This window comes from Rhodococcus sp. SG20037, assembly GCF_031763325.1.
In the GTDB taxonomy this organism is placed as follows: Bacteria; Actinomycetota; Actinomycetes; order Mycobacteriales; family Mycobacteriaceae; genus Rhodococcus_F; species Rhodococcus_F qingshengii.
The window spans coordinates 1,991,444-2,004,977 of record NZ_CP134497.1 but is presented as its reverse complement, the minus strand read 5'-3'; the positions used below and the strand labels follow the sequence as shown (position 1 = coordinate 2,004,977).

Here is a 13,534-nt window from a genome sequence, read left to right as displayed (position 1 = left end):
GGCCGGAGGCGTTCACTGGGCAAATACTGAATGTTACCCGGCCGTACCCCCACGGCCCGCTGACACCGACTGTGCGTCAGCTATCACCGAGCTCACAAGTGTGGCGAGACCGTCGACGCCAAGTGCCGGCAGGATGCCCGGAACAAGTCCGGCGAGCGACACAGAAACCAGAGCATCGGGGGCGAGAGCAGCCCCCATGGCGGTACGCATGGCAACGAGCTTGGTCGACAACTCACCGAAGGTGACAGCCTGATCACCGTGGGTGAACGCAATTGCCTCAGGATCGGCGGCCGCCGCTGCGGCTGCCAGTTCGGGTAGGTCCGCCGCGGACTTCGGCTCGGCAGCGCTCGCTTCCTCGCGTTCCTGCTCGGTCGCGATGTCGATCGTGCGAATCACGACCCCGGGATCGGTCACCAGTTCTTCGAGCACCCGCCCGAATCGCGCCGCAAAAAGCGCGATGGTCGATTCGTCGAACAGGTCGGTCGCATAGGTGAAACGCATCCTCAGCCCGGACAGCACCCCGGCATCGTCGAATTGCTCGATACCGGTGAGCTGCAGATCGAACATCGCCTGGTCGAAACCGTTGTCGACCGCAGAGAGCTCGAGGCCCGGGAGCTGGAACGTACCGAGAGCCATGTTCTGGAAGGTGAGCATGACCTGGAAGAGCGGCGAGTATGCGTGAGAGCGCTCTCGCCCCAGTTCGTCGACCAACCGCTCGAACGGTACGTCGGCATTGGCGAATGCCGACAAGTCCTTGTCCTTCACGTGTGCCAGAACGTCGACGAACGTCGAAGCAGGCGCGATCTCCGTTCGCAAGACCAACGTGTTGACGAACATCCCGACAAGATCGTCGAGCGCCCGCTCACCTCGACCCGCGATCGGCGTACCGATTGCGATGTCGTTCGATCCACTCATCTTCGCCAACAGCACGGCCAGGGCAGTGTGAACCACCATGAAGACTGTCGAGTTCTGCTCCCGTGCGATCGTCGCGAGCCGGTCCGTGGTCTCGGAATCGACGGCAAACTCGAATTCCGCACCGCGCATGCTGGCCCGCGCCGGCCGCGGCCGGTCGGTCGGCAGTTCCAGAAGCTCCGGAGTGCCCTTGAGCTCGTTCACCCAGTACGCGAGTTGACGGCCCAGCTGACTGTCCGCGTCCTCCGGCGATCCGAGGACATCACGCTGCCACAGCGTGTAGTCGGCGTACTGCACCTCGAGCGGAGCCCACTCCGGGGTCTCCCCGCCGGTACGTGCGGTGTACGCAACCATGGTGTCTCTGATCAACGGAGCCATCGAGAAGCCGTCACCGCTGATGTGGTGAATGACAACGACGAGGACCCGCTCGGATTCGTCGACCTCGAAGAGACGGATTCGCAACGGAACGGCTGTCGTGACATCGAAGCCCTCGCGAACTGTGTCAGCCACCTGCTCGGCGACCGACGCTTCGTCGGTTGCGATCACTTCCAGTCCCACCGCCGCTGCGGAGCGAGGCAGGATCATCTGAACCGGTCCGTTGCCCCGGTCCGGGTATACCGTCCGGAGCACTTCGTGACGCTCGATCAGATCCGACACCGCTGAGTGAAGTGCGTCGACATCGAGTGCGCCGGACAGCCGGATCGCGACGGGGATGTTGTACGCACCCGAGGTCTTGTCGAACTGATTGAGCACCCACATACGTTGCTGCGCCAACGACAGCGGAATCTCGTGCGGACGCACCTGAGCCACCAACGGTGGGCGGCCACCAGATCCCGCGTGTTCGAGAACCCTCGACGCCAATGCCCCGACAGTCGACGCCTCGAAGATCACGCGGACCGGAATCTGCGCGTCCAACGCCTCACCCAGCCTCGACACGACCTGCGTCGCGACGAGAGAGTTTCCGCCGAGCTCGAAGAAGTCGTCGTCGAGTCCGACCCTCGCCACACCGAGTACGTCAGCGAACACACCCGCCACGATCTCTTCGACGGGGTTGGTCGGCGCACGGAATTCGGTCGCCTCGAATTCGGGGTCGGGCAGGGCTTTGCGATCGACCTTGCCGTTGATGTTGAGCGGTAGTTCGTCCAAGACCATCAATGCCGCCGGCACCATGTAACTCGGCAACTCAGCCACAAGAGTCCGCTTCAAGGTTTCGACATCGATGCTTTCCCCGCTTTGAGGAACGACGTAGCCGACAAGTCGATCACCGATACGCGCATCCGACTTGGCCACCACCACAGCGGAGTCCACGCTGGCCTGCTTGCGAAGAAGCGCTTCGATCTCACCGAGTTCGATGCGGTAGCCACGGATCTTGACCTGGAAGTCGGCGCGCTCCACGTAGTCGAGTTCGCCGTTCTCCGTCCACCGGACGAGGTCGCCCGTGCGGTACAACCGCGAACCCGCGTCACCGAAGACGTTGGCCACAAATCGTTCCGACGTCAGATCCGCGCGACCGTGATAGCCGCGAGCAAGCTGGGCACCGGCGAGGTAAAGCTCCCCGGTGACTCCGACGGGGACCGGATGCAAACGCGTGTCGAGCACGAACACCTGCGTGTTCCATTCGGGGGCACCGATCGGCACCGAGGTCGTATCGTCCGAACCGACGACGTGCGCTGTCACCGAGACGGCGGCCTCGGTCGGACCGTACAGATTCACCAACTGCGCGTCGCTGAGTTCTGCGAACTCGGTCGCGGTCGCGGCCGGCAACGCTTCACCGATCGCAAGCACCTGACGAAGTGATTCCGGAAGGCCATTTTCCGATGCCGACTGCAACATCGCGAGCATCGACGGCACCACGTGGAGCGTCGTGATCTTCTCCCGGGTCATCAGGTCGAGCAGGTAGCTCGGGTCCTTGTGACCTTCGGGTTCGGCAATCACCAGTCGTGCACCGGAAGTCAGTGCCGACCAGAACTCCCAGACCGAGAGGTCGAACGTTGCCGCGGTCTTGAGCACCATCGCATCGGATCGGTCCAGGCTGTACTGATCGCGCTTCCAGAGAATCTGGTTGACCACCGCCTGATGCGAGATCGCGACGCCCTTCGGTCGCCCCGTCGATCCCGACGTGAAGATCACGTAGGCGGTGTTGCCCACTCGCAGTGGAGCAATCCGATCCGCATCGGTAACCGTCGCTTCCGCGTAGGACGCGAGATCGATCGTGTCCACCTCGATCACGGAATCACCGAACGCCGGATTCTTCGCAGTGGTCGAGGCAGTGAGGACGCAGACCGGATCTGCCATGGTCAACACGTACTCGATGCGGTCCGCCGGGTGGTTCGGATCGATCGGTACGTATCCACCACCTGCCTTCACCACCGCGTACATGGCGACCAGCAGTTCGACCGATCGCTCGATTGCCAACGCGACCAACGACTCCGGACCGACACCGGTTGCAATCAGATGGCGTGCGAGACGGTTCACACGTGCATCGAACTCGGCGTAGGTCAGCGACGTGTTCCCTGCGATCACTGCCACCGCACCCGGGTTCGAACCGACCTGCTCGTCGAACAGTTCGACCAGAGTGACTCCCGGGACGGAGTGATCGGTCTCGTTCCAGCGGTTCAGGATCCGGTCGCTCTCGGACGAATCCAGCAGCGCGAAGTCGCCGACGGTCAACGACGGATCGGACGCGATCTCCGCGAGCAATCGCACGAATCGATCGGCGAAGTCCTGCACGGTCGACTCGTCGAACAGATCATGCGCGTAGCTGAACATCGACGTGATGCCGGCTGCAGATCCGTTCGCGTCGTACCGATCACTGACGATCAACTGAAGATCGAACTGCGCGACCCCGTTGTCGATATCGACGCCCTTGACGGTGAGCCCCGGAAGCTCGAGCCCTCCGGTTTCCATGTTCTGGAAGAGGAAGCCGACCTGATAGAGCGGATGACGAGCGGTCGAACGCGGTGGGTTGAGCACCTCCACGAGTCGCTCGAAAGGAACGTCCGAATGTGCAAATGCTTGAAGGTCGGTCTCCCTGACACGTCCGAGCAGGTCGAGGAACGGCGCGCCGCTGTCGATCTGCGTACGGAACACCAAGGTGTTCACGAACATGCCGATGAGATCGTCGAGTGCCCGCTCACCACGTCCTGCAATGGGTGTACCCACCGCGATGTCCTCGGTTCCGGACAGTCGAGCCAACAACATCGCGAACGCAGTGTGCGTGAGCATGAACAGCGTCGAATTATTTGCCCTGGCAAGACCGCTCAACCGAGCATGCAACTCTGCATCGATATCGAAGTGCAGGTAACCGCCGCGGAAGGACTGCGTCGCGGGGCGCGGCCGGTCGGCGGGAAGTGCAAGCTGATCAGGCAGCCCGGCAAGAGCATTGCTCCAGTACGCAATCTGCTGCGAAGCAATAGATCCCGCGTCTTCCTCACTGCCCAGCACCTCTCGCTGCCACAGGCTGTAGTCGGCGTACTGAACGTCGAGAGGAGCCCAGGACGGTGTGTACCCGGCAACCCGCGAGGCGTATGCGGTCACGACATCCCGAGCGAACGGTGCCATCGAGGAACCGTCGGCGGAAATATGATGAATCGCGACACCGAGTACGTATTCGTCGGAAGCCAACTGGAACAACCGGATACGAATCGGAATCTCGCGTGTGACGTCGAAGCGCGTCGACGCCAGCGCGACCAACTCACCTTCGAGTTCGTCCACGCCAGTCGGTTCTGCGACGATTTCGTCCGACCAACTCGACACGGGCTTGACGACCTGCACCGGACCGTCTCCGATTTCCGGGTAGACGGTTCGAAGTGATTCGTGCCGCCCGATCACATCAGAAATCGCCGCGCTCAGCGCCGAGACGTCAAGATCGCCCTGAAGGCGCAGCGCCATCGGGATGTTGTATGCCGCTGCACTCCCGTCGAATCGGTTGAGGAACCACATACGCTGCTGCGCCAACGAAAGCGGAATCCGCTCTGGCCGCTCGACCGCGGTCAGCGCGACTCGCCCACCCGACCCGGTCCGGCTTTCGGCGTGCGCTGCGAGATCCTGCACCGTGGATGCTTCGAACAGAACTCGAACCGAAAGTTCGGTGTCGAGAGCATCGGCGATTCGTTTGATCGTGCGAGTGGCGTTGAGAGAGTTGCCGCCGAGCTCGAAGAAATCGTCATCGAGACCCACACGATCAACACCCAACACCTCGGCAAACACCGACGCAACGATCTCCTCCACCGCCGTCACCGGAGCCCTAAACACCGCAACCTCGAACACCGGCTCCGGCAACAACTTCCGATCCAACTTCCCCGAAGCATTCAACGGCAACGCATCCAACACCACAAACTGCGACGGCACCATATACGACGCCAACCGCTCCCCCACACCCACCTTCACAACATCAACATCAACCGAAGACCCCACCGCAGCAGTGACATACGCAACCAACTGATCACGCCACACCACCACCACCACAGAACCCACACCCACCTGATCCCGAACCGCAGCCTCGATCTCCCCCAACTCGATCCGCTGACCACGCAACTTCACCTGAAAATCACTACGCCCGACATACTCGAGCTCACCCGACACACCGATCCACCGCACCACATCCCCCGTGCGATACATCCGCGAACCCACCCCACCGAACGGATTCGCCACAAACCGCTCCGCCGACAAATCCACCCGCCCGAAATACCCACGAGCGACCTGCACACCCGACAAATACAACTCACCCGCAACACCCACCGGCACCGGACGCAACCGCGAATCCAACACCAACACCGACGAATTCCACACCGGAGCACCCATCGGCACCACCACACCCACACCATCGAGCGGACCCGCCGCCGTCGCATGCACCGTGAACTCCGTCGGACCATACAAATTATGAACCTCAACCGACGGCAACACCGACAACACCCGACCCACCACCGACGCCGGCAACGCCTCACCCGCCGCGAAAATCACCCGCAACGAACCCAACCCACCACCACCGAGACGCGAAATCGTCGCCTCCGACGTGTCGACCAATTGATCGACGAACACCTCCAACATCGACGGCACAAACGAGACCATCGACACCGACTCCGCCGCCACCACCGACGCCAAATACCCCGGATCCCGATGACCGTCATGAGTAGCCACCACCAACCGAGCACCCACCGCCAACGGAACAAACAACTCCCACACCGACACATCGAACGTCACCGGAGTCTTGAACAACACCACATCAGAACCCGACACCGCATAACGCTCCGCCAACCACGACACCTGATTGACCACACTGCGATGACTGACCGCCACCCCCTTCGGCCGACCCGTCGACCCCGACGTGAAAATCACATACGCCGTATTCCCCGACCGCAACGGCGCAACCCGATCCACATCCGAGACAGGAGCATCCGAAAAACCAGACACATCAACAACATCAACCTCGACCACCGGCACCACACCAGCATCGAAACCAACATCAGAAGTACTGACCACACACACCGGCGACGCCGCCGCCAACACATACCCATTACGCTCCGCAGGCTGATCCGGATCCACCGGAACATACCCACCACCAGCCCTGAGCACACCGTAAACCGCAACCAACAAATCAACCGACCGACGAACCGCAACACCCACCAACGACTCCGGCCCCACACCCACCGAAACCAAATACCTGGCAAAACGATTCACCCGAGCATCGAACTCCGCATACGACAACGACACACCCTCGAACGAGAGCGCTACCGCATCCGGAGACGCCGCCACCTGCGCATCGAACCCGTCCAACACCGACACACCCGCAACCTCACGAGCCGTGTCATTCCACCCCTCGAGCACCAACGAACGCTCAACAGAATCCAAAATATCAACGTCACCAACACGCACCGAAGGATCGGTGGCTACGGAGGAGAGCAGTCGAAGAACTCTGTCCAGCAACGCAGTTGCGTAGTCGGCATCGAAGAAGTCCGGTAGGTACCGCAGCGTCAAGTGCAACTGCTCGTCGAGTGCGATCAGCAGGGTCAACGGGTAGTTCGTGGAATCGTCCGAGGCAATGTCGTCGATCATCATTCCGTCGAGAACATCCGCCTGTGCGGCGAGGCCCTCACGGTCGACCGGGTACGACTCGAATACAACCAACGTGTCGAACAGTGTTCCGACGTCCGCTGCTTTCTGGACATCGGTCAAACCGAGATAGTGATGATCAAGCATTCTCGCCTGCTCGATCTGGACCCTGGCAACCAATTCTTCGACGGACTCCGCGGCGTCGAGGCGCACCCGCACGGGGAGGGTGTTGATGAACAACCCGACCATCGATTCGACGCCGGTGAGCGCCGGTGGCCGGCCGGACACTGTTGCACCGAAGACAACGTCGTCGGTTCCGGTCAACGCACCGAGCAGGACCGCCCACGCGCTCTGCACGATCGTGTTGGCGGTGACCCCGAGTCGTGCGGCCAGAGCGGTGAGCGCCGCGGTTGTCTCCGACGACATCGACACGTTCAGCTTCTGTGACAGCGCGGTGAATTCCTGTCCGCCTGTGACCTGAGCAAGCAGCGTCGGCTCTTCGACGCCGGAAAGCACATCCGCCCAGGCTGTGAGTGATCGATCACGATCCTGATCGACAAGCCACGCCAGGTAATTGCGATAGCTACGCACACGCGGAAGAACCGAGTCGTCACCACGCGTCGCGTACAGCGCCAACAGGTTCTGCAAGAGCAGTGGCACCGACCAACCGTCGAGAATAATGTGGTGATTCGCCACCACCAAGCGATAGTCCCCCTCCGCCATGGTGACGAAGGTGAACCGAATCAACGGCGGTGACGCCATGTCGAAGTGTGTCGCCTGGTCAGCCGTCAAAACTTCGTTCAGAGCTGCCTCACGGTCGACGGCCGCAATATCGCTGAGATCGATGTTCCGCCACGGGACTGGAACGTCTTCGAGGACTATCTGGACCGGCGTTCCGTCGTCGTCGGCCGTGAATGCCGTTCGCAGGTTCGCATAACGGTCGATGATTCCCTGTGCTGCAGTGCGCAAGCGGTCGGCATCCACCTTCCCGGACAGAGTGAGAATCATCTGCACCGAGTAGAGGTCGACGCTGGATTCTGCCAACATCGCGTGGAAGAGCAAACCGGACTGCAGCGGTGCCAGGGGCCAGATGTCGGTCACCGTACCGAATCGATTCTCGAAGCCGTCGATATCTCGTTGGCTCACGGAGACAAGCGGCACGTCGGACGGTGTGAGTCCACCGGCTCCGACGGAGCGAGAATGCTCCGCCAGGGCAGTCAGTGCTTCGACCCAAATCTGTGCAAATGTCTCGACACTCTCGCCGTCGATGGCACCGACGGGGTATGCGAAAGAGGCCTCCAGAACAGCACCGTCTGCGCCGTCGTTGACGATCGCATTGATGTCGACGACCTTGTTTGCGGGCATGTCGACGTCTTCGGGTGCCGACACGTTGGCGAAATCGCCGGCCGGCAGCCACCCGAGTCCCTCGACGCCTGCCGGAAGATCCTCGGCGACAACTCGTCCCAGGTAGTTGAAGCTGACCTGTCCCCCGGCGAAGCGAGAAAGCACTGCACGCGTGTCTTCGTTCAGGTAGCGCAGCAGTCCGTACCCGACGCCCTTGTCCGGGATCGCCAGAAGCTGTTCCTTCACTGCTTTGATCGCGCGTCCCGCCGAATCACCTCCGGCGAAAGCGTCACCCAGATCTACCTCGGAAAGATCGAGACTGATCGGGAAGGCAGCGGTGAACCAACCAACGGTCCTTGACAGATCCGCGCCAGGAATCACGGCTTCTTCGCGACCGTGGCCCTCGAGTTGCAGCAAGGCAGACGTCGAGTCGATTCCGGCTCGGCGACGCCACTCGATCAGCGCGAGTGCCAGTCCAGCGAGCAGGCCGTCGTTGGCGCCGCCGTTGAAAACCTCCGGCAGCGTGGTCAACAGAGTCTCCGTCACCTGAGTGGGGACCGTCACGCTTATCCGCTGAACCGTTGCCGCAACGTCGACGGCAGAGTCGTACGCCCTCTTACCCAGCACCGGGTCCGGTGTCTGCAACACCTTCCGCCACGTATCCAGCTCGGCCACACGCGAATCCCGATGGGCCTCTTCGGACAAAGCATGAGCCCAGCGTCGCATCGACGTACCGGTCGGCTCGAGAGCAACATCCCCCGTCGTTCCGGCTACATCCCCCGTCGCTCCGCTCGCCCCGGCCATCTGAGCCGCAGCCGACACCAGATCCGGAACGATGATTCGCCAGGAGACCCCGTCGACGATCAGGTGATGTGCAGCGATGATCAAGCGCCCGGTGCGAGTGGGACCGAAGTCGACCCACACGAACTGAACCATTACGCCGTCCGCCGGATTCAACCGGCCGAGAGCCTCGTCGAGGCCCTTGGAAGCCGTGAGAACAATTGTCGACTCGTCCGCAGCCGCGTCGACATCGACGCGGCTGAGCAGATCCTCGACGTCCACGGTTCCGGGCTCGGAGACCGACATCCCCCATCCGCGACCGTCGGAGATCAGCCGCGAGCGGAACATGTCGTGGTGGTCGACGACTGCGGCGAGTGTTCGCACGATGTCGGTTCGATGCACTCCGAGTGGAAGCTCGAGAGTCATCGTCTGCGTGAATCGGTTGTAGCTGCCACCGCGCTCGACCATGAATCGTTCGATCGGCGTCAACGGCATCCAGCCGACTCCACCGCCCGGCAACTCCTCGAGCACCACCGCGGCCTCGACGTCGGCGGCATACTTCGCCACTTCGGCCAACGCCGCGACAGTCTTGCTCTCGAAGACGTCACTGGGTGCGAATACGACCCCACGTGCCTTCGCACGAGAGACGAGTTGGATGGACATGATCGAGTCGCCGCCCTGAGCGAAGAACGAGTCGTCGGTGCCGATGCGATCCAGGCCGAGAACGTCCGCGAAGATCTCGCTCAGGATTTGTTCCATCTCGGTGACCGGGGCGCGGAATTCCTTGGTCTCGAAAACCGGTGCTGGGAGCGCTTTTCGGTCCAGCTTGCCTGCCGGACTGAGCGGCATGTCCGAGGAGACCATAACCGAAGCCGGAACCATATGGGCCGGAAGGGTTCTGGAGACGAATTCGATCAATTCCGCCGAAGTGACCGAAGCGTGCTTTCCGGTGAACACGTACGACACCAGCGCCGGGGCACCCGACGGCAGGGTCGTACCCATCGTCGCAGCGAACTCGACCTCGGGGTGTGCCGTCAGCGATGCATCGATTTCGCCCAGTTCGATACGGAAACCGCGAATCTTGACCTGGAAATCGTTGCGGCCCACGTATTCCACGGCGTAGGTGGAGGGTGCCGTTCCAGCGACCCAGCGCACCACGTCACCGGTTCGGTACATTCGCTCGCCCGGATTACCGTGCGGGTTTGCCACGAATCGATCGGCACTCAAGCCTGGACGACGATGATAGCCGCGGGTCACCTGAGGACCGGACAGATACAGCTCGCCCGAGACTCCCAGTGGAACTGGATTGAGTCGTGTGTCCAGGACGAATGCAGCCATGTCACCGATCGTGGCGCCGATGTCCATTCGGTCACCGGGCAGAAGCGGAACGCTGACGTTCGTCACGATCGTCGTCTCGGTCGGGCCGTAGACATTCAGGAATGTCCTGGGAGCCGAAGCCGACGCGGCCGATCCGTCCCCTGTCGTCCACTTGCTGATCAGTTCCGGCGAATACGCTTCGCCACCCACGCCTACCACCGTCAGGTCGTCCAGGCCGCTCGGGTCCATCGACGCCAGGGCAGCGGGTGTGATGAACGCATGCGTGACTCGTTCGCTACGGAACACCTCAGCCAGTTCGTCGCCGCCGTACACGCCAGGCGGGACGATGACCATCGTCGCGCCGGTGGCCACCGCGAGGAACAACTCGAGCATCGACGCGTCGAAACTCGGTGACGCGAAGTGCAATGTCCGCGAGGTGGGCTTCACGAGGTAGTGCGCGGCCTGCGTGACACTGAAGCTCGCCAGTCCCGCGTTGGTCGCGACAACGCCCTTCGGCAGTCCTGTCGTGCCGGAGGTGTAGATGACCCAAGCCGGATGAGCAGTCGTCAGTGGACGGACACGTTCCTCGGCATCTATTGGCGCTCCGGACACTCCGGCGATCATCTGTTCGCCGAGCGGTCCGTCCACGACCAACCACTCGACGTCGTCGGCGAGATTCGGACGTTCGACGTCGAGGGTCAGGCCAACCTTCGCACCCGAGTCGCTGAGCATGTGCGCGATACGGTCTGCCGGATAGTGCGGATCGATCGGAACGACCGCTGCCCCGGTCTTCGACACTGCCCAGACCGCGAGTACCGATTCGACGGATCTCGGAATTGACACCGCCACAAGATCTTCAGCCCCGAGACCACGGTTGATCAAAACGCGGGCCAGCTTCGACGACCACTCGTCGACCTCTCGATACGTCATGGACCTACCGGCCGCGGCCTGCGCCGTGCCGGGGTAGCGCAAAGCGACGTTGTCCGGGTAGCGCGCAGCAGCGTCGGCAAGAATCTCGGCCAACGGCGCCTGCGCTACTCCTGACGAAGCCCTTTGACTCGTCAGAACCTCACGCTCGGACGCGTCGAGGATTTCGATGTCACCCACTGAAGTTGCGGGGTCCGTCGCAATTCCGTTCAGAATGCGCATCAATCGTGCGGCGAATCCGCGGACGGTCGATTCGTCGAACAGATCCGTCGCGTACGTGAACGTCGCCGACAGCCCTTCTGATACCTCACTGATCGTGAGCTGCAGGTCGAACTTGGCCACGGTCTCGTCGATTTCGAACTCGGCCGCCGTCAGACCGGGCAGAGCCAACGAGTTCTGCCCCAGGTTCTGAAATGCCAATGCCACCTGGAACAGCGGGTGATGTGCCCTCGACCGAACGGGATCCAGCACTTCCACGAGCCGCTCGAACGGAAGGTCCGAGTGCGCGAACGCCTGAAGGTCGGTTTCCCGAGCCGAGGCCAGAAGTGTTGTGAACGCCGCCGAAGGATCAACCTCGGTACGCAAAACCAGGGTGTTGACGAACATTCCGATCAAATCGTCGAGTTCGGATTCACCTCGCCCGGCCATCGGTGCACCGATGTTGATGTCCGTTGTTCCCGACAGACGAGCGAGAAGCGACGCCAGAGCCGCATGGACCACCATGAACATCGACGCATTGTGTTCCCGGCCCACGCTGATCAGCCGCTCATGCAATTCCTGACCGATCGAGAATTCGAATGTCGCTCCCTGACCGGAGAATACCGCCGGCCGAACCCGATCCCCCGGAAGATTCAACTGTTCGGGCACGCCGTCCAGTGCTTGCGCCCAGTAAGTGATCTGTTGCGCGATGACGGACTGCGGATCGTCCTCGGACCCGAGAACCTCACGCTGCCACAACGAGTAATCGGCATACTGCACCGGCAACGGCGTCCAGGTCGGAGCCTGGCCGTTGGTTCGGGCGTAGTAGGCGGTCATGACGTCGCGGGTCAACGGGCCCATCGAGAAACCGTCGGTCGAGATGTGATGCACCACGAATACCAGAACGTGCTCGTCGGCCTTGATCTGGAAAAGCTTGGCGCGCAACGGCACCTCGGCCGTCACGTCGAAGCCTGCCGCTACGAAGTTCGTTACCTCGCAAACGATCTCCGAATCCGAGACCGAGGTTGCAGCGAGGTTCACGTCGACATCAGCCGGTGCAACGATCTTCTGGTAGCCGACGCCGTCGACCTCGGGGTAGACCGTGCGCAGAACCTCGTGACGGCCGATAACGTCGGCGACCGCTTGCTCCAGCCCCGAGACGTCCAGTTCTCCGGTGAGAGTTATCGCAACCGGGACGTTGTTCCCTGCCGAGCTCGTATCCAACTGGTTGAGGAACCACATGCGCTGCTGCGCCAACGACAACGGAACCCGAACCGGACGCACCTGCGCAGTCAACGCCGCACGTGAACCGCCACCGACATGAGAACCCAAACGAGCAGCCAACGCCTCCACCGTCGACGCCTCGAACAACTCCCGCACCGACACCGAAGCATCCAACGCCTGACCCAACCGAGACGTCACCTGCGTCGCAATCAGCGAATTACCACCGAGCGCGAAGAAATCATCATCCAAACCAACACGCTCGACGCCCAGAACATCCGCAAACGTCTGCGCAACAACCTCTTCCACCACCGACGTCGGAGCACGGAACACCGCAACCTGCAACGACGGAACCGGCAACGCCCGACGATCCAACTTCCCGTTCACCGTCAACGGAATCGAATCCAACACCACAAACGCCGACGGCACCATGTACTCCGGCAACAACGAACCCACCGACACCCGAAGATCGTCGACCGAAACGCTCACACCCGCAGCCGGAACCACATACGCCACCAACCGCTGATCACCCGGAGAATCCTCACGAACAACCACCGCCGTCTGCGCCACCGACACATCCGCCAACACCGCAGACTCGATCTCACCGATCTCGATCCGGAAACCACGGATCTTCACCTGATCATCCGCGCGACCCAGATACTCCAAATCACCAGCACTGTTCCACGACGCGACGTCACCCGTGCGGTACAACACCTCGCCGGCATTGAACGGATTCGCCACAAACCGCGTCGACGTCAACCCCGCCTGACCCAGATAACCCCGA

General features: G+C 61.8%; 1 protein-coding gene (only partly in view). It reads right to left on the bottom strand.

All coding sequences use genetic code 11. From position 1 onward, the window contains the following. Positions 1–33: 33 nt before the first annotated feature. A protein-coding gene (locus tag RHP72_RS09360; protein WP_311094598.1) for a non-ribosomal peptide synthase/polyketide synthase crosses the window boundary here: on the bottom strand, positions 34–13,534 show its final stretch. Its footprint extends 15,242 nt past the window's final position; 13,501 of the gene's 28,743 nt are visible here — the last part of the coding sequence; the start codon falls outside the window, past its right edge; its stop codon occupies positions 34–36.